The sequence below is a fragment of the Sphingomonas sp. TDK1 genome (assembly GCF_001650735.1).
Classification (GTDB): domain Bacteria; phylum Pseudomonadota; class Alphaproteobacteria; order Sphingomonadales; family Sphingomonadaceae; genus Sphingomonas.
Window position 1 is genome coordinate 23,080 of the sequence record NZ_LXVY01000018.1, and the last position, 25,211, is coordinate 48,290.

General features: G+C 62.1%; 19 protein-coding genes and 1 pseudogene. 15 read left to right on the forward strand and 5 right to left on the reverse strand.

Annotated elements, in window-relative coordinates:
* The first annotated feature begins 428 nt into the window (after positions 1–428).
* Positions 429–1,361, forward strand: coding sequence for an aspartyl protease family protein (locus A7X12_RS11405; protein ID WP_232318472.1), 933 nt, complete (start codon positions 429–431; stop codon positions 1,359–1,361).
* 289 nt (positions 1,362–1,650) lie between these two features.
* Here the strand turns inward: A7X12_RS11405 and A7X12_RS11410 are convergent.
* Both A7X12_RS11410 and A7X12_RS26245 read right to left on the reverse strand, forming a co-directional pair.
* Positions 1,651–2,792 (reverse strand): IS3 family transposase gene (locus A7X12_RS11410; protein WP_157105578.1). Its coding sequence is split into 2 segments (ribosomal slippage): positions 1,651–2,552 and positions 2,552–2,792, totalling 1,143 coding nucleotides; the frame shifts between segments, so codons are not numbered across the junction.
* A 59-nt stretch (positions 2,793–2,851) separates the two neighbouring features.
* Positions 2,852–2,980: pseudogene (locus A7X12_RS26245) on the reverse strand (IS30 family transposase); the annotation flags it as partial.
* 137 nt (positions 2,981–3,117) lie between these two features.
* Here A7X12_RS26245 and A7X12_RS26250 point away from each other — a divergent pair.
* Positions 3,118–3,261 (forward strand): hypothetical protein, encoded by a 144-nt coding sequence (locus A7X12_RS26250; RefSeq protein WP_232318474.1) that lies wholly within the window; start codon positions 3,118–3,120, stop codon positions 3,259–3,261.
* 1,270 nt (positions 3,262–4,531) lie between these two features.
* Here the strand turns inward: A7X12_RS26250 and A7X12_RS11425 are convergent.
* Both A7X12_RS11425 and A7X12_RS25100 read right to left on the reverse strand, forming a co-directional pair.
* Positions 4,532–5,932, reverse strand: coding sequence for an ISNCY family transposase (locus A7X12_RS11425; protein WP_064311759.1), 1,401 nt, complete (start codon positions 5,930–5,932; stop codon positions 4,532–4,534).
* Positions 5,933–6,343: 411 nt separating this feature from the next.
* Positions 6,344–6,496, reverse strand: a complete 153-nt coding sequence (locus tag A7X12_RS25100; RefSeq protein WP_443029304.1) for a recombinase family protein — start codon at positions 6,494–6,496, stop codon at positions 6,344–6,346.
* Between A7X12_RS25100 and A7X12_RS26255 the strand changes: the two genes are divergently transcribed.
* The gene (locus tag A7X12_RS26255) at positions 6,471–6,635 is read left to right on the forward strand and encodes a hypothetical protein (RefSeq protein WP_232318478.1); all 165 of its coding nucleotides are present in this window, start codon (positions 6,471–6,473) and stop codon (positions 6,633–6,635) included. The two genes, A7X12_RS25100 and A7X12_RS26255, sit on opposite strands and share 26 nt — an antisense overlap.
* A 576-nt stretch (positions 6,636–7,211) precedes the next feature.
* On the opposite strand, the gene A7X12_RS11430 is transcribed toward A7X12_RS26255, so the two are convergent.
* Positions 7,212–8,033 carry a LysR family transcriptional regulator gene (locus tag A7X12_RS11430; protein WP_232318475.1) on the reverse strand — a complete coding sequence of 274 codons (822 nt, stop codon included), beginning with the start codon at positions 8,031–8,033 and terminating at the stop codon, positions 7,212–7,214.
* Between the two features lie 116 nt (positions 8,034–8,149).
* On the opposite strand from A7X12_RS11430, the gene A7X12_RS11435 reads away from it, so the two are divergent.
* The 12 genes from A7X12_RS11435 (at position 8,150) to A7X12_RS11490 (ending at position 25,076) form a co-directional block, all read left to right on the forward strand.
* Complete coding sequence (locus A7X12_RS11435; RefSeq protein WP_064311761.1) at positions 8,150–9,379, forward strand: amidohydrolase family protein; 1,230 nt, start codon at positions 8,150–8,152, stop codon at positions 9,377–9,379.
* On the forward strand, positions 9,376–9,768 hold the full coding sequence (gene uraH / locus A7X12_RS11440) for a hydroxyisourate hydrolase (protein WP_064311762.1): 393 nt from the start codon (positions 9,376–9,378) through the stop codon (positions 9,766–9,768). Before A7X12_RS11435 ends, uraH begins: the two co-directional genes overlap by 4 nt.
* A gap of 46 nt (positions 9,769–9,814) precedes the next feature.
* On the forward strand, positions 9,815–10,351 hold the full coding sequence (locus tag A7X12_RS11445) for a GlcG/HbpS family heme-binding protein (RefSeq protein WP_232318477.1): 537 nt from the start codon (positions 9,815–9,817) through the stop codon (positions 10,349–10,351).
* 284 nt (positions 10,352–10,635) lie between these two features.
* Complete coding sequence (locus A7X12_RS11450; RefSeq protein WP_064311763.1) at positions 10,636–13,950, forward strand: TonB-dependent receptor; 3,315 nt, start codon at positions 10,636–10,638, stop codon at positions 13,948–13,950.
* 64 nt (positions 13,951–14,014) lie between these two features.
* A complete protein-coding gene (locus A7X12_RS11455) occupies positions 14,015–14,797 on the forward strand; it encodes a S1/P1 nuclease (RefSeq protein WP_198162009.1) in 783 nt (260 codons plus the stop codon).
* 1,409 nt (positions 14,798–16,206) lie between these two features.
* A complete protein-coding gene (locus A7X12_RS11460) occupies positions 16,207–17,571 on the forward strand; it encodes a M16 family metallopeptidase (protein ID WP_198162010.1) in 1,365 nt (454 codons plus the stop codon).
* Positions 17,572–17,609: 38 nt separating this feature from the next.
* A complete protein-coding gene (locus tag A7X12_RS11465; protein WP_064311766.1) occupies positions 17,610–19,316 on the forward strand; it encodes a M61 family metallopeptidase in 1,707 nt (568 codons plus the stop codon).
* A gap of 636 nt (positions 19,317–19,952) precedes the next feature.
* Complete coding sequence (locus tag A7X12_RS11470) at positions 19,953–20,537, forward strand: ANTAR domain-containing response regulator (RefSeq protein WP_064311767.1); 585 nt, start codon at positions 19,953–19,955, stop codon at positions 20,535–20,537.
* Positions 20,534–21,748, forward strand: coding sequence for a CmpA/NrtA family ABC transporter substrate-binding protein (locus tag A7X12_RS11475; protein ID WP_064311768.1), 1,215 nt, complete (start codon positions 20,534–20,536; stop codon positions 21,746–21,748). Before A7X12_RS11470 ends, A7X12_RS11475 begins: the two co-directional genes overlap by 4 nt.
* A 100-nt stretch (positions 21,749–21,848) precedes the next feature.
* On the forward strand, positions 21,849–22,343 hold the full coding sequence (locus A7X12_RS11480; RefSeq protein ID WP_064311769.1) for a hypothetical protein: 495 nt from the start codon (positions 21,849–21,851) through the stop codon (positions 22,341–22,343).
* Positions 22,344–22,566: 223 nt separating this feature from the next.
* Entirely contained in the window at positions 22,567–23,814 is a 1,248-nt protein-coding gene (locus tag A7X12_RS11485; RefSeq protein ID WP_064311770.1) for a nitrate/nitrite transporter, read from the forward strand.
* Between the two features lie 56 nt (positions 23,815–23,870).
* The gene (locus A7X12_RS11490; protein WP_064311784.1) at positions 23,871–25,076 is read left to right on the forward strand and encodes an alginate export family protein; all 1,206 of its coding nucleotides are present in this window, start codon (positions 23,871–23,873) and stop codon (positions 25,074–25,076) included.
* Positions 25,077–25,211: the final 135 nt, after the last annotated feature.

Genomic DNA, 25,211 nt, shown 5'->3' on the forward strand with positions numbered 1-25,211 from the left:
CGTCGCCGCCAGTTAGAAAAGGCACATTCCGCCGCAAGATAGAAATGGCACAACGCCACCGGCAGCGGGGGCTGCGTGGAGCCCTCCTCATAGCGCAGCGCTGCCCCCGCTGATGCCCCAACCTCCCGGCTCCTGTCCCCGGACCCGCTGCGCACGCAGCGGGTCCGGTCACACCACTTTGCGGCACTGCTCGTGCTATCGGGTATTGCGCCGGCGGTCGCTTCGACCAGAAAATGCGGACAGGCAGCTCCCGTCCCAAACCCGGTCATCAGATGATAGCTTCGGCCTCTCGAAAGCGGTCGTTCAGCGCGAAATTTCCCTTTTCCACGCTTCCAAGCAACTGTTTGTCGAGGCTATGCTACGCAGCCCTTGCCTCATCAGTGCGAGGGCGCAACAATACAAAATAACTAATTATGTTGGGGGCTTTTTTGCGTATTGTCATGCTCGCATCATTGGTCGCACTGGCGCCAACGGCCAGTCTCCAAGCGCAGGTTCCAGCTCGGCAAGGCGCCTCACCCGATAATCGCTCGATTTCCAGCATCGAGCATACGGTTACCATATTGCCGGCTCAACAATCAGCCCCAACGCCATTTCAGAGTTTTAAAGGCATTATCTTAATCAAGGTAAAGATAAACGGTCGGGACGGATGGGCCATGCTCGACAACGGTTTCGGGCATACCGTGATCGACCTCGATTTTGCCAAGGTTGCGGGCCTAAAGATCGGGCCTATCGTAGGTACTATTGATCTTGGGCCTGCATCCGCCCCCGAACGGCTTATAGAAGGCATGAAGATTGATGTGCCTGGTCAGCTCATATTGTCTGGGATGGGCCTGTCAGTAGACCTGAAATCCTTTTCAAATACCGTAGGGCACCCGATTGATGCTGTTATCGGAGGGGACTATCTTGACAAGCTTTCATTTCTGGTTGCCTCCAGTAACAATACGCTTATTTTTGCCAAGACTGGTGACATAATTCCCAAGGGGAAGGCTGCAATTATTCCGCTGCAAAAAGGCGCGCAATTAGCGGCGGAGGTCAACGGCAAGTCGGTAAATCTGGCGATCGACTTGGGTTTCAATGGCGTCGTACAGCTAAAGAAAGAAGTGTGGGAAAGGGTAATTTCATCCAAAGTTTCAACGGTCGATGGCATGACAAGCTCTGCTGATGGAGTCCTGCGCCCGAGTCGGTCCGTGAAAGATGCTACGTTAAAAGTCGGCGGGATTAGTGCTGACGGCGTTGGAGTGGCTGTTGGCGATCGAATTGCTACGAGCGCAGACGGACTCTTGGGGACAGGCTTTCTAACTAAGTTCGACTTTATTCTGGATGTTGGGGCTAATCGTCTTGTTGCAATCCCTTTTGGCTGATTGCGCACAGGCCAATTGATCAACCGCTAAACTCCTAAAATACCGTCCTTTTGGCGAAAGCCAGCGGTACTCGGCGATGTCAGCTAACCGCATCCGATTGCACCAAAGCCGACGGACGGCTCTCAACCCACCTCAAGACATTCGGCGCCGTGGCTCGGCAGTTTCGGGGAATGGCCGGATGGGTGGCGAACCTACAGGCCGCTTGTCCCCGGTTTTTCGTCATTGATCACCTGGAAGTGGCCTGAATGGAGTGCGCGGCAGCGCCAAGTTGTGAGTAGCCCCTAGTTTTCTAGACGCGTTCCGCCTTCAGAACCTGCTGCCGTTCGAACTGGACGGGCGACAGCATCCCGTTCCTGACCTGCTTGCGCACCGGGTTGTAGAACATCTCGATGTAATCGAACACGTCCTGCCGGGCTTCCTCGCGGGTTTTGTACGTTCGACGCCGGATGCGCTCCCGCTTGAGCGAGGAGAAAAAACTTTCGGCGACGGCGTTGTCATGGCAGTTGCCGCGGCGGCTCATAGAGTGCTCGAGATTGTGAGCGCGTATGAAGGCAGCCCAGTCCATGCTGGTGAACTGCGAACCCTGATCCGAGTGGATCAGTACCCTTTTCTTGGGCTTACGGCGCCATACCGCCATGTGCAGCGCCTGCAGCACCACATCGGTGGTCTGCCGGCTCTGCATCGACCAACCGACCACGCGGCGGGAGTACAGGTCGATCACGACCGCCAGATAGGCGAAGCCTTCCAGGGTGCGAATGTAGGTGATGTCTGTCACCCAGGCCTGGTCGGGCGCAGCCACGTCGAACTGGCGGTCCAGCGTGTTGTCGACCGCCAGGGACGGCTTGCCGCCATGGCTGCCGGGCCTGCGCTTGTAGCCGATCTGCGCCTTGATGCCCGCCAGCCGGGTCAGCCTGGCAACCCGGTTCGGGCAGCAGGTCTCGCCGTGATCCAACAGGTCGTCGTGCAGCTTGCGGTAGCCATAGACCCTGCCGCTGTCGTTCCACGCCCGCCGGAGCAGCTCCGTCTGCCGAGCATCTTCCCGAGCCCGCTGGCTCAGCGGGCTCTTCTGCCACGCATAAAAGCCACTTGGCCGCACGGCGAGGCACCGGCACATCGCCCGCACGCCAAAACGATTGCGATGCTCGGCAATGAACGCGTATCTCACTTTGCATCCCGAGCGAAATACGCGGTGGCTTTTTTTAGGATGTCGCGCTCCTCGGTCACCCGGGCCAGCTCGCGCTTCAGCTGGCGGATCTCCGCATCCTTGCCGGCATCGCCTGACCCCGCCTTCGCCAGCTGCCGCTTCCACGAATACAGCGAGTGCTGGCTGACGCCGAGACGCTGCGAAACCTCCGCTACCGGATAGCCGCGCTCGGTGATCTGGGCCACCGCGTCACGCTTGAATTCATCGCTGAAATTGGCCTTCCCCATCGTCGCCTCCTGTCCTCAAAATTAGGATCCAAGGCGTCCAGAAATCTAGGGGCTACTCACTCGACGCTGCCCTTCTGCCACGGCGCCGAGGGCTGGCAGAAATAGGAGACGATGTTTAGGGCGCTGGCGAGCCTCGGATATCTCGCAAACTCGGTCCCACGATCGAACGTGATGGAGCGTGGGAGGGGAGGCCGAAGGCGAGCGTCATCGCGTTCTGCGTCATGGCGAACGCGAGCGGACGCCAAGCGAAGCCGAACAGCGCATCGGCCGCCAGGTCGATGAAAAGCATCCCGCCAAGGAGGACAGCGACCATGATCCGGGCGTCGTGACGGTGCTGGATGAGATCGCCCTGACGTTCGGCCATCAGGCGCCAGACCATATGGCCGACGATCGCGAAACCCAGAGGGACCAGCAGCAACGACAGTCCTTTGCCCGCCAGTGCATCGCCGAGCAGCCCGCGGTCCACTGAGGCGATGGCGGCCCAGGCCAAACCGACGCCCAGCACGCCCCCTTTCAATCTGAACCGGCTATCGAAGCACGATAAGCAGAACCACCACAGGAAGACCACCGCGAAACCACTCACGGTGTGAGCAATGGCACCGACAATACCGGTCGGGGCCAGCGCGGCAATCGGCGTGTTGCCGATGACGAAGCCGGAGAGGCAGAGCGCCAAGGGTGCAAACAGTGCCGCAGGTAGGCCAACCCGCCGACGCGCGCCGAACAGGAGCCATGCCAGCAGGAGGATCGTGCCGACAGCACCCGCCCGGATCGCGACGTCAAGTTGGCCAATGTTCATGCCGTCACGATACGGGACGGCGCGGCACCAAGCCACCTCGCCCGTCTGTGACCGCCTGATCGTCGGCATTCTCACCAGCGGTAAGTTTCGAGAACCGTTTTCCGTTCTCGATCAATCATCCTTTTCGGGAATGGCAGCTATTGCCGCCTACGTCCTGAAAGCTGCCTGTCCGCTCTCCACCCACTCTCGGTCATTCGGCCCAGCGGTCGAGCCAAAAGCCGTCATTCGCCGCTGGTCGCCGGCCAACGGCCGCTTTTAGTGCTAACCTCGTCGGGGGCCTCCGAGATTGGGTGGAAAGCCGACATGCAGAGTGTCGAGCGGCTCAGTACGCGTTGGGTAAAATCCCCGGTAAGCGGCAAAGATGCTCGAAAGCGGAGATTGTCCCTGCATCGTCGGACCCGTGGCTCTGATGGTCGACGTTAAGCTCACGAGATGCGAACCTGTCTCCCCACCCCATGCTACTGGCCCGACGGAGGAAAAGTGCAAACGCCGCGGAGTTGGGTGCCGTCCAGGCGAAGCCGCCGTCACTCCGCGACCGTAGCGGGTATGACCACTTGTTCGATAATCTCAGCGTCGGGGTTGCCTGCGGGCGAACGGCTACATGTTCTGTGGGATACACTGCTACAGTGAAATCCCACCCGCTTTTACGGATCAAAGAGCAACTAGCGATAATTCTATCGCCTTTCTCTGAGATCATACGGAGGTAATAACCGCCAGTCGTCGCCAGTATACTGAAAACATCAAAACGACTCTGGCCGGGATGTGCGCCAACCTGTGGCGAGGATAGAGCGATCAATGCTGTGGTCGCAGCCAAGAGCACAAAGCGTCTCATATAATCCCTCTTCGTCGACGCAGGATACTTGACTGGTAAACCGCCGCAAGTGGGGCGGGAGCGGACCGGCAGCTTTTTCAGCCAGAGCTGCCGTCGCGCTGTCTGGAGCCCCTACGGTGCAGCGTTGGCGATTGGCTCGCCGGCTTCATTGCGCCGGACTCGCTTCAGCTTTGGAGTGCAGAGCGTCCGTCGGTCGATCTTCGGTTCAGTTGGAGAGGGAGGGGCAAAAATGCCGACCGAGCGAGAGTCGCGCGCCGGCGCATTGTTGTTCCTCTGCCGATGATGAGGCGTCACAGCTTGGATCGCTTGAGCCATAGCCAGTGCAGCGCCAAGGCGCTTGTTCTCGACGATCTCGGCCTGGTTGACCCGCTGCATCTTGTCGTAGACCCGGTAGGGCAGGACCACGTCGCCGTGCCGCACCTCGATGCGACCGTCGGGAAATTCGCAGACGTGGACGCGCTTGCGGGCCAGCGTCCGCGCCAGGGGCGTCGGCTCCAGGATGAACATCGCCTTGTTGTAGTGGAGCGCTAGAGCGCCCGTGACGGAGCGCTCGACGCGCCAGACCATCTCGGCTTCCACATTCTCGTGCGGAGCTAGGGGCCGATGGGCGTCCCGAGGATCCGCAGGCGGGCAGGCGAACTGAGCATTGTGGCGCAGGAGATAAGAGGGGAGGAAGGTGTTGGCCTCTTCGATGGAGGAGATGCCTTCGAGCCGCATCGCTTTGACGAGGCGGTTCTGGAGGGTGCTGTTGGCCCTCTCGACCCGCCCCTTGGCCTGGGGCGAGTTGGCGCAGATGATCTCGACGCCGAGCTTGTCGAGCGCGCGGCCCAGGTGTGACATGCCGTCGCCGCCGGCCGTCGCGCGGTTGTTCCGAAAGGCGCTGTGCTTGTCCGAATAGAAGGCGATCGGCTTGCCGTGCCGCTCGAGATAGGTGCGTGTTGCCTGCAGGTAGGAGAGGGCGCTCTCGCTCTCCGCCATCTCGAGGTGCATCAGCTCGCTCGTGGCATCGTCGATATAGACCAGCAGGCTGCAGCGCGGCCCGCGGCCCTCGAACCAGTCATGATCCGAGCCGTCGACCTGGATGAGCTCGCCGCGGCGCTCGCGCCGGTTGCGGGACTGGTGCAGCCTGGCTTGCTTGGCCGCCTTGGCCTTCCAGAGGCCGGCGCCGATCATCAGCTGGCGCAGCGTCTCATGCGACAGCGAGATGCCGTGGCGCCCCGCGAGGTACTCGGCCGCCAGCGTCGGGCCGAAATCGGCGTAGCGCTCGCGAACGACGCCGAGGATCTGCTCCCGGTAGGTTTCGCTCAACCGGCGGTTGCTCGGCCGACCGCGCTTCCGGGATATCAGGCCAGCAGCGCCGTCAGCGCGGAACCTGTCGAGCAGCCGACAGACTTGGCGCCGGCATAGCCTGAGCAGCTCGCCAGCCTCGCTTGCGGTGATCTCGCCGCGCTGGACGCGCTGCAGCGTTTCGTACCGTGACAACTCGCTCCGGCTCATCGCGACCACCGTCATCAGCGTGCCCCCAATTGCTCGGGCGGCATGCCACTCGGAAAGCGCCCACCAGAGACTGTGACATCTCTATCTGGCGGTTGAGTGACATTTGTACGTTGCGCTTACATTCTGAAAAATTTTTGTTGCCGCCAGTTAGAAAAGGCACACTCCGCAGCAAAATAGAAATGGCACAACGCCGCCGGCAGCGGGGGCTGCGTGGAGCCCTCCTCATAGCGCAGCGCTGCCCCCGCTGATGCCCCACACTCCCGGCTCCTGTCCCCGGACCCGCTGCGAACGCGGCGGGCCCGGTCACACCGCCTCAACGATGCAGCTCGTGCTATCGGCTATCGCGTCGCCGGTCGCTTCGGCGAAAAAAGCAGACAGGCAGATCCCGCCCAACCCGTTCGTCGGCGGAGGAGCCGCGGTTTCCTCTTAGCGGCCCCTGCGGGTAGCCGAGTAGAGGTGCCTTCGATCGACGCCGGCGGCGGTGAGCGCGTCCCGCTGAAGGTCGACGGATTGCCGATCATCGGTGGATGATACGCGCATGTAGCCAACCAGCATGACGAAAATCCCCCAGGAAGACATTGTCGGACACCGTTACTTTCCGACAGTGTTTTTCGGACATTATGGCGATTGGGGAGCCGCGCAATCCCATGGGTGGCAAAATCCCAAGGAGCTGCGCGCCGGCATCATGAAAATCATGTGTTTTCCGTCGGATGCGTAGCCGCATCCGACCAAATTGCGTCATTCGCTAGTTCGCCGCTAAACGACGGGTTCTGCCAGACCCCTCCCATGCTCGCCACAAGAACTTCTCGGCACAGCGATGCTCCGATCCTTATCAGCTCGGTCCGAAGGGGGGCGCTCAGGCATGCTCCCTCGCAACGCCCGCCGCGGCTGTTCGCTCGCTTCGTTTGACTTGGCCGACGCTTTTCTCTTGAAGAAGCAACTCGCAGGTTGCGGTTTGGACGCGGCATGGGTCGAGAAGTTGAGGCGTTCCTGGATGGCCTGCTATCTCGCCACAGCGTCCAGGCGACTGCGCCTAGGAACGAACCCTGATCGCGACCTGATCAAGCGAAGGGACGCGACCCTCAATATTCCGGTCGGGACCAACCGACCTTGAGCGGGCCGGTTCAGCCGCACCTTACTACAAGGGAGCCTCGACGCTATTGAGCGCACGTTTCGCCACCGCAAGGTCTGGCGACGCCGACCGAACGGTCGCCATCTTCCTCGCCAGAATCCACCTCCACGCCAGTGTCATAAGGTTTGTCGGTCCCAGCCACGGGTCGAGGCTCGATGCTAGCTAGCGCCTAGATATCACATCGATCATTGCGGCCAGGAGTTCGCCGGTCGCTCCAGCCGCTTCCCATGCGTAGATGGACAATAGAAGTGGCGCTTCCGCGGAGAAAATGGCGCTGGTGCGAACGGCATGTGCACCCGTCGTGCTGATCGGCAAAACCGATACGCCCAGTCCGGCCTCGATCGCAGACAGGACGCTGGCCAGGCTGTTGCCGGTAAATGCGATGTACCAATTCCGCCGCTCGCGCTCGATCCGGTCGATCATGAGGTCGCGGTATAATCCGCCGGGTGGAAACGTCACGAGCGGGATGGGATCCGGCCAATCACGGAAAACGTCGCGGGCCTCGAACCAGGCAAGAGGTTCGGAAAAGCTGGCGCGGGCGTCTCCATCGGCGACCGCTTCCTTGACGATGGCGATGTCGAATTCGCCGGCACGGAACCGTCGCGTCAGATCGCGGCTGAGGCCTGTCGTCACATCGAGCCGGATTTCGCGATGCCGTTCGGCAAAGCGAGCAAACTGACGGCTCATGGCCATTGTCACGACGTCGTCGGGCACCCCAATGCGGATCGTGATCGTACCTGATGGATCGGCCAGCAACGTCTCCGCCTCGTTCTGCAAGGCGAGCAACCGCCGTGCATAGCCCAGCAATCGCTCGCCGGAAGCAGTCGGCGAAATGGGCCTCGCAGACCGATCGATCAGCGATTGACCGACGGCCGCTTCCAGGCGGCCTAGTTGCTGGCTGACTGTCGACTGGGTGGAATGGAGACGATCGGCTGCGGTGGTGAAGCTCGCGGCGTCGGCGATCGCGACGAAAGTGCGGAGCAATCTCGGGTCCAACATGGCGGCATTCTATTCCTGAATGTTTGTTATGCGAATATCTCATTCGTAAATGTCGAGCCACCCCTCCATTAGGAAATCTCGTCAATTCGAGGACCGCTGATTTGCGTACCGCTGTCGCACCCCGCCTGTTCCGAAATGCCCTGTTCAAAGATGGCCGGATCGGCGATCTGGCGGTATCGGATGGTCGCTTCGTCGAGCCGGCTTCCCTGGCGGCCGATGCGGCTGTCATTGAGCTGTCAGGGCTTCTGGTTCTACCGCCGTTCGTCGATGGCCATATCCATCTGGACAAAAGCTTCGTCGGTGGTGACTGGCGCCCGCATCGCCCAGCCGCCAGCCTGGGCGAGCGCCTGAACATCGAGAAGCAGATGCTGGCAGAGGCATTGCCGATCACCGATCGTGCGGAGGCGCTGCTGGCGCAGGCACATGACTTCGGCACGATCGCGATGCGCAGTCATGTCGACATCGATGCCTCGCTCGGTCTCGATAACCTTCACGCCGTTATGGCGGCATGCGAACTCTGGAAGGACCGGATCCACGTCGAGATCGTCGCCTTCCCCCAAGCCGGAATCCTCGCTTCGCCCGGGACTGCGGATCTCCTCGATGCTGCCCTTCGCGAAGGCGCGGACGTCGTTGGCGGTTTGGATCCGTCGGCATTCGATGGAGATGCTGACGCGCATCTGGTCGTGGTGTTCGGCCTGGCGGAACGCCACGGCGTGAAGATCGACATCCACCTCCACGAACCCGGCCCGCAGGGGATAGTGCAACTGCACCGTATCGCTGCATGGACGACCGCAATTGGGATGCAGGGCAAGGTCGTCGTGAGCCACGCCTACGCGCTCGGAGATGTCGCACCCGACCAAGCCGCCCGCACCGCCGATATCCTGGCGGCAGCCGGCATTGCGATCATGACAAATGCGCCCGGCAACCGCGCATTCCCGCCGATCAAACTGTTGCGTGCTGCAGGCGTGCGGGTATTTGCCGGCAACGACAATGTCCGCGACGCGTGGTGGCCGTATGGCGATGCCGACATGTTAGGCCGTGCGATGATGATCGGATACCGTTCGGGCTTCTTCAGCGACGAAGACCTTGGCACGGCGTTGGACATGGCCACGACGCACGCCGCATCGGTTGTGGGTCTCGATCGCTACGGCATGGCCATCGGCGATGAAGCGACCTTCGTCATCGTCGATGCGGCAAACGCAGCGGCTGCAGTCGCCGCACCGCCGCGTGCGCGTCGCCTTGTCCAGCGTGGCGCGATCGTGCCGTCGACCCCAAGCCGACTGGAAGCCCTCTTTCCCCACTATCAAACGCAGCAAGGATATCGTCCATGAAAGCCATCGCTCTCGCGCTGTTGCTCGGCGCCATCGCTACCCCCTCCGCCGCTGCGGATATCTCTACCCATGTCCTCGATCTCGCCCGCGGTGTTGGTGGCAAGGCTGTGCCCGTAACTCTCTCGAAGCGCGGCGATGACGGCCGCTGGGAGAAGGTCGGCGCCGCAATTACCGATGCCGATGGTCGTGTTCGCAGCTTTGGGGGTTCCCAGTTGTTCGACGCCGGAATCTACCGGCTCCAGTTCGACATGTCGGGCTACCCCGATGCGTCAGCAAGCCCATTCTTTCCGGAGATTACGCTGACGTTCCGCGTAAGCGACAAGGCAGGGCACTATCATGTGCCTGTCGTCGTCAGTCCCTATGGCTATTCGACCTACCGGGGAAACTGAACATGCCTTGCATGCCTCGCCGGCTGAGCAGCGCTGATTGCGGCAAGTGCCGGAAATCCCCGCGCAACGATTATCCGCGAAAGGTCTCACCGCTGTGCTGAGCCTCGTTCTTCTCCTGCCAGCGGCGTTCGCTGAACCATCGCTTGCGGTGCCGCTGGAGCGAAAGACCGTTTCGCTGGCGCTCGCCAACAGCCTCACGCAGGCCGCGCTCGCGTCTTGCCGCATGATAGGCCGGGAGGCCGTGGTGGCTGTGGTCGATCGCGGCGGGAATCTAGTCTCGCTCCAGCGCGGCGACGACATCGGTCCGCACAACACGCTCGCCGCTCAGCGCAAGGCGTTCACCGCCCTGTCGACCAAGGCGAACACGACAGTGCTGGCGGCGCGCGCCGCGACCGATCCGATGTCCCGTAACCTCCTCACAATTCCCGAACTGCTTTTGTTGGGCGGTGGCGTACCGATTGTCATTGATGGCGACGTGATCGGAGGTATCGGCGTCGCCGGTTCCGGCGGATCGGCCAATGACGAACGATGCGCGACCGAGGCAATTGCGAGCGTGATGAGTAAATTGACGGCACCCTCATGACCAAACTGCAGAGTTGCGACCGGTATGGGTATGTCGCGATCGTCAGCTAATCCGAATACAGCTAATATAGCCTGCGCCGTACGCGAAAGCGCTGTGGCGATTCCGTCGATATTATATTGCAATTATGGCGCGCTCAAGTGCCCGTGCCATAAGGTGTGTGTTGTGACAAAATTCTATTATTGTAAACGACAATATATAAATCTTCAGTTTGTAACAATGATGACATAAGCTCCAATAATAAGAGCTTTGCTGAGCCTAAGCGGCAAGCACTTATAGGAGAATTCATGAGATTAAACGCCTTAGGCGCCAGTTTCCTGGCGCTTACCATCGCTTGCGTTCAGCCCGCATTGGCACAGGAAACAACCTCCGCCGTTCGCGGTCGCATCACCGATGCGAGTGGACAGCCTATCGCGAACGCGTCGGTCACGATCGTACACATGCCGTCGGGCACGCAGGTCAACCAATCGACCGACATGACGGGTAACTTCAATGCCTCTGGTCTGCGTGCCGGTGGACCGTTCCGTGTGACCGTTGAGGCACCGTCGTTCGACGCCAAAGCCATCGAAGGTGTGCAGACCGCCGCTGGCAGCACGTTTACGTTGAACGTCATGCTGGATCCGCAGACCGGCAACAACATCGTCGTTACCGCCAATACCAGGCGGCAAAGTCTCGCCACCGCCGGGCAGACAAGGCTGAATGCCGATGCGATCCAGGGCATTGCTTCGGTCAATCGTGACCTGCGCGATTTGCTCCGCCGCGACCCGCTCACCAGCCTCGATCCGAATCCTCGCGGGCGGGCAATCTCGATCGGCGGCGCCAGCCCACGCGGCAATCGCTTCACGATCGACGGCGTCGCGATCGGCGATGATTTCGGCCTGAACGCGGGCGGGCTCCCTTCGGCACGCGGTATCGTCTCGCTCGATGCGATAGATCAGCTTAACGTAAAGGCAGTTCCGACCGATGTTTCCGAGGGCGATCTTCAGGGAGGATCGGTCAACATCATCCTGAAATCGGGTAGCAACCGGTTCCATGGCAGCGCCTTCGGCATATATGGTGACGACTCGCTTCAGGGCACAAAGCCCTACGACAATGTGCGTTCGGACGGATCGGTCGTCTCGGCCACTTCCGGCCGGCTCACCCCGGTGCCGAGCTTCCGCGACTTCGGCGGCAATTTGTCCGGCCCGATCGTCAAGGATAAACTGTTCTTCGCCGTATCCTATGAGCAGCTAGAAGAGAGCCAGGTTAGCGCGCGCGGCCTGACGGGCGAGGGTGCAAGCACTGAGATCCCGTTCGTCACCCGTGCCAACGTCGACCGGGTCCGCAGCATCCTCAGCAGCCGCTACGGCTTCAACCCGCTCAACATCGCCAAGACGCTGCCAGAAAAAGACAGAAAGGCATCGGCAAAGCTCGACTGGAATATCAGCGACAGGCAGCGGCTCGCGCTTACGTACATCTATCATAAGAACGAGGTGCCGCGCGATGTTGGCTTCAGCGAGAGCGGGTCGAACCCTTCGGTTGGGCTGCAATCGAACTTCTATCTGCTCGGCGAGACCACCAATGCCTACGCCGCTCAACTGAATTCCAACTGGAGCGATAATTTCTCGACCGAACTGCGCCTAACGCGTCGCGATTACGAGCGGACGCAGAATCCCTATGGCGGCAACGACTTTCCTGAGTTCGAGGTGTGCCTCGACGCCGCATCTCGCGGCAGCGGGCTGAATTGCCTCGCGCCGACGGGCTCCACCCCCAATGGGCGTGTCTTGCTCGGTCCCGATCAGTTTCGCCAGTCCAACTATCTCAGCATCCAGAACACCGGTGTGTCATGGTCGGGGCAATATTCCGGCGGCGGACATGTCATCAAGCTCCTTGCCGAAGGGAAGCAGGTCAAGATCAACAATCTGTTTGTCGCTGCTTCCAAGGGAAAATACTACTTTGATTCGATCGCCGATCTCGAAGCGGGGAACGCAAATCAGCTGACCTATGCCAATGCACTATCCGGTAACCCGGCGGGCGCGGCAGCGCGCTTCAACTACATGTCGTATACCTTCGGTTTACAGGACAGCTGGTCGGTATTGCCGGATGTCACAGTGACCGGCGGCGTGCGCTATGATTGGGTCAATGCCGATCGACCGCAACGCAACGCGAGGTTCCTCGCTGCGTACGGCTTTAGCAATGCCGTGATGCCGACCGGCGGCGTGCTGCAGCCGCGTTTGGGGGTCACTTGGGATGCAAGGCCCAATCTGCACCTGTCGGCCGGTGCCGGCCTCTTCGGCGGCGGCACCCCGGACGTCTGGCTTTCCAACTCGTTCTCGAACGACGGCGTGCGGCAGAATTCTCTGCTGTTTCAGCGTAACGGCACCAGCTTTGTCGATGCCACGCAGAACGGCTCCGCGGCGAACATCGCTGCCTCTCTCGGCTCAGTGGCGCTCAACGGGGTCACCGGCAAGGGCATTCCGGGTATTATCGATCAGTATTTGGCAGGTGTCGGAGCGCCGGCGGCGGCATCAGTCGGAGCGCTCGACCCCAATTTGAAGCTCGCTTCGACCTGGAAGGCCAACATCGCGCTCAACTGGTCGGGCAGTCTGCCGTTCGGCCCCAGATGGGTCGCCGAAAATTGGGAGTTCAACCTCAGTGCGCTCGCCAGCGAAGTGAACAACGGTTTTGTCGCGACCGACGTCCGCACCGCGCAGATCGGCGTGCTTCCGGATGGCCGCCCACGTTACAATGCCGCAGTCGGTGCCAACTGGGATATCCTGTTGCGCAACACCAGCCTGGGCAGTTCACGCGTCATCGGGCTGGGGCTCGGCAAGCGAATAGGCGGGCTCTCGCTCGGCGCGAACTACATTTATTCCGACGTAAAGGATGTGGGTTCTTTCACCGGCTACACGCCCACCGAACTGCTCGGCGTTACCACTGCCGATCCGAACCGCGGCACGCTCGGCCGGTCGAGCTTCGAGACGCGGCACAATGGCAAGGTGCAGATCGGCTATCGCGCAGACCTGTTCGGCAAGAACGAGTTCCGGATCGACCTGTTCGGCGAGTTCCGCAGCGGGCGGCCGTACAGCTACACCTTTACCGACGCAAGTAATGGGCGGTCACAGGTGTTCGGCACCGTCGGAGGCAACGGCCGGCATTTGCTCTACGTTCCTGATTTCAACCAATCGGCAATCGTCAATGCGGCGGGTCGTCCCCAGATTGGTATGGTGGAATTCGCCGATCAGGCGACGCTCAACGCTGTGCGTGCCACCGTCGACGGCAGCAAATTGCGCAAATATTACGGTGCGATCGCACCGCGCAATCTAGGCAATTCTCCGGGATTCTCGAAAGTGGACCTCCACGTTTCGCAGGAAATTCCTTTTGTATTCGGTAAGGCTAAAATCTTCACTGACGTTGAGAACGTGCTGAACCTGCTCAATCGCAACTGGAACACCTACAAGGTTTTCTCAGACTCGGTCAGCATAGCCAACGTTTCGTGCGTCGCAGCTCCGGGCAACCCGTGTGCTCGCTATCTTTACTCCAACGCGAGCGGACAGACCGCCACGACCTATCAGAGCGCCTCGCTTTGGCAGATGCGGGTCGGCCTCCGCTTCGACTTCTGAATAATGGACGGGGAGGTGGCGATGCCTCCCCGTCTCAAACGAGGATTACAGCATGCGATTCGTCATGGCATTTCTCGCCGGCGCACTGGCACTTGCGCTGACATCGACAACGGCAATGGCGTGGGGACCGACCGGCCACCGCGTCAGCGGCGCGATCGCAGACCGCTTCATCTGCGGCACGACCCGGCTGGAGATCCGCGATCTACTTGGTGTCGAAACGCTCGCCGATGCCGCCAACTGGGCAGACTATATGCGGATGCAGTCCGATTCGTATTGGAGCAAGACGACCTTCAACTGGCATTTCGTCACCATACCTGACGGAAAGACGTATCGACAGGCGGGCGTGCCACCCGAGGGGGACGCCATCTCGGCGTTGGCCAAGTTCCGCGCTTTAGTTCTCGACCGAACGGCGCCAGTCGCGGCGCGGAGCGATGCGCTGCGGATGATCGTCCACATTGTCGGCGATCTTGGCCAGCCGCTGCATTCGGGTAACGCGCACGACCGGGGCGGCAATGATGAGATTGTAACGTTGCGCGGCCAACAGACCAATTTGCACACGATATGGGATTCGACGCTGATCGACGGCGAGCAGATGTCTTACGCGGAGTGGGCCGACTATCTGCTCGCCCGGGTCACGAGCAAGCAGGCGATCGCTTGGTCTAGCCCCGATCCCGAGGCATGGGTCGAAGAGGCAAGGGCGTTGCATCCGCGGGTCTACCCCAAGTCGAAGATCATCGATGGCGACTATCTCTACAATGCCCGGCCGCTGCTCCACGCGCAGATGACGAAATCCGGGCTGCATCTTGCGGCTTATCTAAATGATATGTTTGGACATTGTGGCGGATAAGGCCTTAGCGGTCGCTGGGCTGTCTCCACGGCGCTCGGAATAGCTAGTGTATCCGAACCCGGCATCGAATGCCGGGTACCCGCACGGTGCCTTTGTCCCAAAAAAAGTCGATCAGGCTTCCGGCAGAAGTCGACCAAAATGCGCCGTTCGCCGATCCCGCGTCGAACGGCCACGCCTGCCAAAACCTGCCGATGGCTCAGCGCGCGACCGCTTGGCAGGAACGCGCCCGATTGGTGCCGCCTGCAGCTGGAAGTGGTGAGCGCCCAATGGGGGGGAATCATACGGTAGCCTGGCGACTGCGCGCCAGCTCTCGCCTTCATGAACTCGGAGGCGCGACCCAGTAGCTACCGTTTGGCCAACTTCCCCGGTAACACTGCTCGTCTATCGGGCGAGGCGTCGCATCTGTCTTAGAATTTTCCGGGTAGCACGGAAGCTGCGCCTAGTGCCGGGCGCATCGGTTGGCTGTGCCACTCGGAACCGATAGGCGCCGACCTCATTGAACTGAAGCGCACCTGGCGCAGCAATGAACCTCCGTAGCCCCGATCCTGTTGCAAAGCTTATGAAGCAGGAAGATTCGTCTAGTCCGTCGATTTTGTAGTGAAGCGTCGCTGCCGCCCTGGAGGCGAGCCGGAGAAGCAGCTTTGGCGTACCAATGAACTCCTCCTCCATGAGTCTTATCCGCGCGGGTGGCGGGGATGCTTCGCAAACCGCGGATGGCTTGCACGGATGCCAATGATCAAAATCGACTGATCCATATAGAGGATCACCCCCGCCCAACATCAATCTTTCCTCCCACTAGACCCCATTCTCATTATTGGAGGCAGCTGCCGCAAGCCATTTTCCCATCGGTTACCGATCTGGCGTCCCCCTGCGGCACAGTGTCTGTGACGGCATCCGACCAGAATACGCCGTTCGCCGTCGACCCTCAACGGCAGCTTCTGCCAGCACCTGCCGCGTTCTCGGCGTTAGCCTTTTGCGACAGCGGGCGCCTCGCTCGCCGTGCACGAGTGCCAGACCTTCGGTGTTGCTCAAGCATAGTCGAAGAAGCAGGAGCGATCGGTGACGTGATTGCCGCCGATGGAAGGGGACGCCGCATGGTCTGCTAATAACCATAGCCATCTTGCGCGCCGGCGTTCTTGGCCGGCCAATCGGTGACACATGCCACCCAGCACAACGTGTCAACTTGTTGCCGCAAAGCTATCGCAGCAAATGGTTTTGCTGCGTTGATGGACAGCGCAGCGCTAGCGGATCGGACCGTTCAAATGTGCTGGCGCAGCCGCTTGTGGATAGGGTCGATCGCCGCTCCAGCCTCCGCGCTGCTGCTTGCCGGGGGCACTGCGGATCGGGCAGCCGCTTCCGACGATCCCGCTTCGGCATCCGCGAAACGGCCCTCGGATTGGAAGGCGCCCTTGCTCGGCCGCCTGCGCAACGGCGTCCGCTTCGCGATCCTGTCGCGACGGGGCAGCGAACCGGGGGTCGCGCTGCTGATGCGCAACGAAGGCGGTTTCATCGCCGAGCATCGTCCGGGCGAGCGCGGACTTGCGCACCTGATCGAACATATCGTGTTCCACAGTCCGGTGGCCGATGCGCCCGACGACTTCGACCATCTGGAGCGCCTCGGCATGCCGCTGACGCTACCGGCGCCAACGGCCGGCTCAACCTCTTGGCGAGAGACGAACTACTATCTCTCGACGAGAAGCGCCGCGCCGAAGGATCTTGACGTCCTGCTGGGCCTGTTCCGGGACGCCGCCACGAACATGACGCTTCGTACGGACGCCGTCGACGCTTCGCGCGGCGAAGTGGTGCGAGAGATGGCCGAAAAGAAAACCGGTAACGACATCTACGCGCGCTACATCGCGGCAGTCGCCCCCGGATCACCAAACGACGTGATCGATGCCCAAAACTCGGCTGATGTGCCAATTGCAAGCATCGACACCATTCGTGCGCTCTATCATCGTTTGTATCAGCCCCAGAACATGATGATCGTTGTCGTTGGCAATATCGATGCAGGCACGGTCAGGACGTTGATCGAGAAGCGGTTCGGCGACTGGAAGCAGGCGGTACCCGCTTCCCGCCCCACAGCCGTTCCAACGGTCCGACGCGACCACATTCGCCCGATCAGCTTCTCTGCACTCCCGCAAGCGCGCCGGGCCGTGTTGATGACGGTCGTCATGCCGACCCCGGCGGCGCCATCGTCACGGGACAGCCAGTTACGGGCGGACCTGATGGACCTCCTCGTCGCGCGCGCCGTGAACAGCCGGCTTCAGGCGCTTCAGCCCCACAGCGCAGCTGAAAAAACAGGGATGTTCATCGAAAACGGGGATCAAGGTCATCGTCAGATCATGGTCTGGGACAGGTATGCGGGCGATCAATGGCCGTCGGCAGTCGCAGGCCTAAAGGGGGCGATGTGCACGCTCAGCAGCGACGGCTTTACCGAGAAGGAATGGGCCCTGGCCAAGCAGAACCTGCTATCAGACCTCGCGCATCGCGCGGCGGCGATGCCGGGCATGCCCAATGTCGACGTAGCGAAGGACCTTTCCCATGCTGTCGCCGATGGCCGCGGTCTAATCTCGCCCGATGAACGCCTTCGCCATGCGCGCAAGATGCTACCGGCAATCGATGTCCGCTTGGGGAGCAAATGGTGGCATCGGCAATGGGGAAGCGGCGTGGAACACCTGCGCGTGGAAGCACCCGAACTGGGTTCAGTAGCGGACCCGATTTCAGCAATCCGCGTCGCGGCCAAGGGCTCCGACACTCTCTGCACGCTGCAGTAATCGAACCTCAGGCGCATTTGTGAGAGCAGGATAATGACATGCGGCTTCTTCTAAGTATCGCCACCCTGTCGCTGCTGTCTGGCGCACCTCCGGCCGTGTCGCAGACCGTTCATTACACCTTGGCGCCCGAGGTTTCCGGCGGCGAACTCACCGCACTGCGGGTGGAAGTCCGCTTCCGCGCAGGCGCGTCGGGCACCACCGACTTTCGATGGGACGACGGCTGGAACGGCGAGCACCGCCTGTGGCAATGGACGCGCGACCTCAACGTTGCGGGCGCACGCACCGTAGAGCAAGGCGCCGACGGACATTGGCGGATCCAGGCCGCTCCCGGTGCAACCCTGACTGTGACCTATCGCGTGGTATCCGCCTACGACCACGATCCTACGGTTCAGGATAGCGACCAGGCACGGCCGGTGGTTCGCCCGCGCTGGTTCTATGCGGCAGGCAACGCGCTGTTCGGCTTCCCCGGCGATCAGGAAAGCGCACCCGCGACCTTCGACTGGCGCGGTGCGCCGGGAATCGGATTCGCGTCCGATCTCGAGCATCTCGCCGGCCGCAGCCGCCTCGCCCTTCGCGCAGGAACGGTTGCCGATGCACTGGAAAGCATCGTCATCGGCGGGCACGATCTCCGCACCTACCCGGCAGGAGACGGCTCAGGCGTGCGCGTGGCGACGATCGGCAGGTATGCCTTCACGCCGGAGCAGTTGAACGACCTCGCCCGGCGGGTCATCGCTGTCGAGCGCGATTTCTGGGGGATGGATCGCGGGGCACCTTTCCTGGTCACGGCTACTCCCATCGTCGGCGACCCGACGGTGATCAGCTTTGGCGGCACCGGACGGGGCGATGCCTTTGCCCTCTGGATCGATCAGCGCACCCCTCTCGACCGTATGAAATGGCTGCTTGCCCACGAGTATTTTCACAGCTGGAACCCTGTGCGGCTCGGCGCGATGCCGGAGGATCGGGACACGCGACCTGCGCACTACTGGTTCAGCGAAGGTTTCACCGACTATTACGCGCGGGCGCTGATGGTTCGCGCTGGACTGATTTCCCCGGCCGAGTTCGCCGCGCAGTGGAACGAGATGCTGGCCGCCTATGCCGGGTCGCCGGTACGATCGCTGCCGGGCGCGCAGGCAGCGACGGCATTCTGGGAAAACGAGGCGACGCAGAAGCTTGCGTATCAGCGCGGCGCGCTCCTGGCGGCGATCTGGAACCGCCGGCTGCTGGCGGCGAGTGGGGGACGGGCGAATCTCGATACGGTGCTGCATGCGGAGTTGCTGGCGGCACGGTCGTCCAGCGAGAACGCGACGGACCTATTCCGCCGGCTGGCGGCGCGCAGCGGCGTGCGCATCGACGCCGACGAGGCGCGGCATCTGGTTCGCGGCGAGCCGCTACGGATCTCCGAGGACACCTTCGGCCCCTGTGCGACGATCGTAACCGAGCAGCGCCCTGTCTTCTCACGGGGATTCGATGCGGAAGCGACCGCTGCGGCGGGCAATGTCGTGACCGGCATCGATCCGCGCCACCCCGCCTATGCGGCTGGCCTTCGCAACGGCATGAAGATCCTCGAGCGTACCGAGGGCGAGCCGGACAATGCACTCGTTCCCTATGCCTTGCTGGTCGAGGATCGGGGCACGAAGCGCACCATTCGCTACCTACCGCAGGGCGCGGAAAGTATTGCCGTCCAACAAATGCGGATCAGACAGCCCGATGCGGCGGAATGCCGGCGCACTTTGGGTGGATTGTAGGGCGTGAAACCGAACTGACTATCATAGGCGCGTATCACTCAATTTTTTCGAGAACGACTTCTTAGGCCGTTAAAGTTGGCGGGACGTTACGCGATTTCCCCCGAACTTGTCCCGCGCACTCCCACATCTTGATGCATCGGCTCAAAATGATACTCTGGACAGCCGCTTTTGGCCGAAGCCGACCGACCTTCAGGTAGTCGAAATTGAACGACGGCTTCGTCCCACGAAGCGCCGATCGGACCTTCGGCCGCAGTCGACCAGAGCCGGTCGTTCGGACTTGCTTAGTGAACGTCAGGCCTTGCCAAAAGCGGCCCCTCTCAGTCCGACGTTGACCTTGGCAAAGCGCCTGTCGTCACTCATTCAAGTCTTCCCAAAAAGTTCTGAAAGCCCGCATTTTGTTGGTAGAAGCAGGCCGCATCTTCAACGCCACATTTGGCACTCTAGGGGCTTGCCTAGCCGTGCGCCGCCGCCAGCATTTGCGCGGAGGCGTGGGTATCAAGTTTCCGATTTTAGCGACCTAAATCGGTATCGAGGTTGACGCCGCCTGCACTCATTATGTTTCTTGCTCGGTCGGCGCCCATTTGACGCGCCTGCGCTTTGCTGCCAGTTCATTTTGCAACTGCGAAAGGCGCTGGGGTGCGGATCGTCATTGTCGATGACAGCGGAGCCCGCGCATCGGTCCTGGAAGAGGGCCTGCGCGAGGCGGGGTATGACGATATCCATTTCGTCCCGCCGCGTGGGGCGTTTGTCGCTCGGATCGAGCGCATGGCGCCCGACGTCGTTCTGATGGATCTGGGCAGCCCGAGCCGCGACACACTGGAAGAAATGCTGCTCGTGAGCCGTGCGCTCGCCAAGCCGATCGCGATGTTCGTGGACCAGTCTGACGACACGATGATTGGCGCGGCGATCGATGCGGGCGTGTCCGCCTATGTCGTGGACGGATTGCGCAAGGATCGGGTGAAGCCGATTCTGGAACTGGCAGTGCGGCGGTTCACGGCCTTTTCCCGCATGCAGAGCGAACTGGACGAGGCACGCACGGCGCTCGCCAACCGCAAGACGATCGACAAGGCGAAGGCGATTCTGATGGCACAGCGCGGATTGAACGAAGCCGACGCCTATGCGCTGCTGCGCTCGACGGCGATGAACCAGGGCCGCCGACTCGTCGATGTGGCCGAGGCGCTGATCACCGCCAGCAGCCTGCTCGGTGGAGGCAATGCATGACGCCGATCCGCGCCGCCTTCCTGCCGCTTACCGACAGCGCGGTGTTGGTCGCCGCGCGCGAAAAGGGGTTCGCCGAGGCGCAGGGCATCGATCTGGAACTGGTACGGACGACCAGCTGGGCGACCCTGCGCGACCGGCTGGTCTATGGCCAGGTGCAGGCAGCGCAGATGCTGGCCCCGCTCGCCGTGGCGGTGACGCTGGGGCTAAGCCAGCAGCCGGCGGTGCTATCGGCGCCGTTCAAGCTCAACAGCAACGGCAACATGCTGGTGATGTCGGGCGAATTCGCGGCGGCGCTGGAGCAGGACCTGCCGGCGCGGCTCGCCGATCCGCTGGGCACGGGGCATGATTTCGCCGCGGCGATCGGGCTGTTCAAGCGCAAGCCGATCATCGGCATCGTTCACCGCTTCTCCGGCCACGCTTTGATGCTCCGCTACTGGCTGGGCAGCGTGGGCATCGACCCCGATCGCGACGTAGTGCTGCGCGTGTTGCCGCCCTCGCTGACTGTGGAGGCGATGCGGCTGGGCGAGATCGACGGGTTCATCGCCGGCGATCCGTGGCCGGCGGCGGCGATCGCGCAAGGCTTGGCCGAGGCGGTGGCGATCGGCGCGCGGATCTGGCAGCGCGGCGTGGAGAAGGTGCTGGCGCTGCGCACAGACTGGATGGACGCTAATGCCGAGACGGTCGACCGACTGCTGCTGGCGCTGGCGGCAGCGGCGCGTTGGTGCGACGACCCTGCGAACCGAGAGGAATTGGCGGCATTGCTGGCGCGGCCCACCTATGTTGGCGAACCGGCCGAGCTGATCGAGGCGGGGCTTGCGGGACAAGTGCTTCCGCGCGCCCATGTGCCTGCGGTGGAGCAACCCGATTTCCTCCTGTTCCACCGCGAGGCGACCGCCTTTCCGTGGCGCAGCCAGGCGCTGTGGATCTATTCGCAGCTCGTCCGCTGGGAGCAGGCCGAGCCGAGCGCCGAGGCAGAGGCCGCGGCCGGCGCGGTCTTCCGGCCCGACATTTATCGTCGCGCGCTGGGCGCCAGCGGCGAAGCGATGCCGGGGGCGAGCATGAAGCTTGAAGGCGCGGTGACGGCGCCGATCGGCGTGGGCGCACATCGCGGCGCGCTGACGCTCGGGCCGGATCGGTTCTTCGACGGACGCGTGTTCGATCCCGATCGGCTAGAGGCGTACCTCGCCGGGTTTCTTCAGCAAAGAGATTAGGTGTATCTGCAGGCAGTCGCAACATTTGCGGCGTGTTGCAGATAGCGCGATGGGCGAATAGCTGTATCCTTAAGTCGAATGCAACGGGGATTGGGTCGTCATGACCGTCATGCCGATCATACTGCTGGCTGCAGCGTCGCTTTCCGATGAGGATGCAATGGTCAGGCAGACCTGTCGCGTTCTTGAAGCGGCCTATACTGCGGCAATCGAAAGCAGCGTGCCGGCCTATCCGCGCAACATCGTGCAATCTCGCCGCACTATTGATCTCAAAGACTTCCACGCAGAGTATAAGGCAGCTCTACCCCTGCATCCCGCAGAGTTTGACGAGCTTGTCAGCAGGCAAGGCTTGTTTGCCGTGGAGGCCTATCGGCCGCTTTGTGTCCCCGCATCCGTGCCCACGGTGCTGAAGGATGCGGAAGGGCATGTGCAACATTCGTCGTTCACCAGCCCAATCTTTTCCAGTGACGGCAGCATCGCGGTCACCGAGGTTTCGTTCCGCGAAGAGGCGGGCGGGTTCGGCTATGGCATGTTCTGCATCGCCCGGCGCAGCAGTGCGTCTTGGTCTGCTAAATGCACGGGAAGCTGGGTCACCTGAGGGCTCCTGAGCAGCACGAAACTTCGCGCTTGCAGCAAATGTGGTTTCGCGTAATAGTTTTTGAGTCGCGCAAGGAAGCGCGCCCATCGGGAGGGCACCCCAAAGCCGGGGCCATCCTCCCCCTCTGAACGCAGCAAAGCCGCTGACCGGACTTCGCCCTGTGCGAACGTCTGGCGAGCGGCTTTTTTCTTGTCCATTTCAGATCGGTATTGGGGAAAACCTCATGGCAACGGCATTTCTGGATCGAAGCGTGGGAAAAAGAGCCGCCAAGGCGAACAGTGACAGCTTCTGGCTAAGCGGGCACTGGCCGACGCTGGTCGCAGCATTTCTCTATTTCGACCTCGCCTTCATGGTATGGGTGCTGCTCGGGCCACTGGCACCGGACATCGCCAAGACGCTGCACCTCACCGCCGCGCAAAAGGGTCTGATGGTAGCCACGCCGACGCTCGCCGGCGCTTTTCTGCGCGTTCTCAACGGGCTGCTGGTCGATCGCATCGGACCCAAGCGCTCGGGCGCGATCAGCCAGATCATCGTCATTGCAGGCCTGCTGTGCGCGTACCTGCTGGGCGTGAACAGCTTCGGCGGCACACTGGCGCTAGGCGTTATCCTGGGCTTTGCGGGGGCGAGCTTCGCGATCGCCCTGCCGCTCGCCAGCCGCTGGTATCCCGCCGAGCATCAGGGCAAGGCGATGGGGCTGGCCGGCATGGGCAATTCGGGCACCGTGCTCGCCGCGCTGTTCGCGCCAACGCTCGCCAAGCTGTTCGGCTGGAACGCCGTGCTGGGGCTGGCCTGCATCCCGCTCGGCATCGTCTTCCTGCTCTACCTGGCGATGGCCAAGGATGCGCCGAACGCGCCTGCGCCGAAGACGCTGGTCGAGTATCTCCACCCACTGAAGTCGGCGGACGCCTGGTGGCTGATGGGCTTTTACGCGGTCACCTTCGGCGGGTTCGTCGGGCTCGCAGCATCGCTGCCGATCTATTTCACCGACCAGTTCAAGCTCACCACGATCGTTGCCGGATATTGCACGGCAGCCTGCGTCTTCGCTGGTTCGCTGGTACGGCCGCTAGGCGGCGCACTGGCGGACAAGATCGGCGGCGTGAAGGCGCTGACGGGTGTGTTCGTGGTTGCCGCCGCCGCGCTGGCGGGCGTGAGCGTCGCGCCCACGCTTCCGGTGGCGCTCGGCTGCTTCGTCGTCGCAATGCTCGCGCTGGGCACCGGAAACGGATCGGTGTTCCAGCTGGTGCCGCAGCGCTTCCAGGCCGAGATCGGCGTGATGACCGGGCTGGTCGGCATGGCCGGCGGCGTTGGCGGCTTCTACCTCGCTTCCTCGCTCGGCCTCGCCAAGCAGCTGGCGGGCAGCTTCGCGCCGGGCTTTCTGATCTTCGCCGGCTTGGCGCTCATCGCGCTGCTGGGGCTGATGCTGGTCAAGGCTTCGTGGCGCGCCCGCTGGACGAGCGGCGCGCGCATCTGATCGGAGAGGAGGGCGGCGCGACACGAATTGCGCCGCCCCATTTTTGGGGGACTTTCATGCGAACGATCGTCATCACGGCGGCCGCGCTGGCCGTCGCAGGGCCGGCTTGTGCCCAGGAGATCGCGATAAAGCCGCTGATCGAGGCGCGCAGCCGATACGAGCATGTTGATCAGGACGGGCTCGACCAGGCGGCGGATGCGTGGACGTTGCGCGTACGCGCCGGTGCCGAGCTACGCAGCGGCCCCTGGGCCGCACTGGGCGAGGCGCAGGGCAATCTCGCGGCGGTGAACGACTATTATGACGGGCTGCATGGGGCCGCGACCCGGCCGCTGGTCGCCGATCCGCAGGACGTCGCGATCTACCGCGCGCAACTGCAATACCGCACCGCGCCGCTTACCGTGACCGCCGGACGCCAGCGGATCACGCTGGATGACGAGCGCTTCGTCGGCAATGTCGGCTTCCGCAACAATGCCCAGACCTTCGATGCAGTGCGCGCGGAGCTGGTGCCGCTGAAGGGCGTGAAGCTCGACCTCGCCTATGCCTGGGGCGTGCGAACCATCTGGGGCACCGACGGGCGCGGGGCGCGGCAGCGGGGCGTGGGCGGCGACAATGTGTTCGCCAATCTCGCGGCAGCAACCCCGATCGGCACGCTGACCGGTTTCGCCTATCTGGTCGACCAGGATGAGCCCGAAGTGCAGGGCTATCGTCTCGCCAGCCAGACCTATGGCGGTCGGCTGGCGGGCAGCCGCACCTTGGGGCCGAAGGTGAAGCTGAGCTACCAGCTCAGCTGGGCGACGCAGTCGGACTATCACCGCAACCCCAATCGCTACACCGCCGACTATTGGCTGGCGGACGCGACGCTGGACGTGCGTGGCTGGAAGCTCAACGGCGGCTATGAAGTCCTAGGCGCGGACAAAGGCGCAGCGCTAACCAGTTTCCAGACGCCGCTCGGCACCAACTTCAAGTTCCAGGGCTGGGCCGACAAGTTCCTGACCACGCCGCCGGACGGCGTGCGGGACCTCTATGCCGGGGGCGGCTATGGCTGGAAGAAGCTGGGCAGGGTCGATGCACTGACGTTGCAGGCGACATGGCATCGGTTCGAAAGCGACCGGCTGGAACGGCATTATGGCGACGAGATCGACCTGCTCGCCACGGTGAAGATAAAGAAGACGCTGCTGTCGGCGCGCTATGCTCGGTATGACGCCGATCACCTGGCTACCGATACCAGCAAGTTCTGGCTGCAGCTGGATTGGAGCTATTGAGCGGAATCGCTTGAGCGATTCCGCGAATCGGTTTATGTTGCAACGCGAAGGACAAGGCTGTCCTTCGCACATAGCCACGCCAGCCCGAGGATGGGCGCAACGTGGTCCTGTTGATGGCAAAGCCGCCATCCAGCA

What these genes read in the sequence shown, in the direction of transcription:
- A7X12_RS11425 (WP_064311759.1), bottom strand. Translation starts at nt 5,932, where the DNA reads ATGACGGTGGTCGCGATGAGCCGGAGCGAGTTGTCACGGTACGAAACG.
- A7X12_RS26255 (WP_232318478.1), top strand. Translation starts at nt 6,471, where the DNA reads ATGACGAAAATCCCCCAGGAAGACATTGTCGGACACCGTTACTTTCCG.
- A7X12_RS25100 (WP_443029304.1), bottom strand. Translation starts at nt 6,496, where the DNA reads ATGTCTTCCTGGGGGATTTTCGTCATGCTGGTTGGCTACATGCGCGTA.
- uraH (WP_064311762.1), top strand. Translation starts at nt 9,376, where the DNA reads ATGAAAGCCATCGCTCTCGCGCTGTTGCTCGGCGCCATCGCTACCCCC.
- A7X12_RS11450 (WP_064311763.1), top strand. Translation starts at nt 10,636, where the DNA reads ATGAGATTAAACGCCTTAGGCGCCAGTTTCCTGGCGCTTACCATCGCT.
- A7X12_RS11455 (WP_198162009.1), top strand. Translation starts at nt 14,015, where the DNA reads ATGGCATTTCTCGCCGGCGCACTGGCACTTGCGCTGACATCGACAACG.
- A7X12_RS11465 (WP_064311766.1), top strand. Translation starts at nt 17,610, where the DNA reads ATGCGGCTTCTTCTAAGTATCGCCACCCTGTCGCTGCTGTCTGGCGCA.
- A7X12_RS11475 (WP_064311768.1), top strand. Translation starts at nt 20,534, where the DNA reads ATGACGCCGATCCGCGCCGCCTTCCTGCCGCTTACCGACAGCGCGGTG.
- A7X12_RS11480 (WP_064311769.1), top strand. Translation starts at nt 21,849, where the DNA reads ATGACCGTCATGCCGATCATACTGCTGGCTGCAGCGTCGCTTTCCGAT.
- A7X12_RS11485 (WP_064311770.1), top strand. Translation starts at nt 22,567, where the DNA reads ATGGCAACGGCATTTCTGGATCGAAGCGTGGGAAAAAGAGCCGCCAAG.
- A7X12_RS11490 (WP_064311784.1), top strand. Translation starts at nt 23,871, where the DNA reads ATGCGAACGATCGTCATCACGGCGGCCGCGCTGGCCGTCGCAGGGCCG.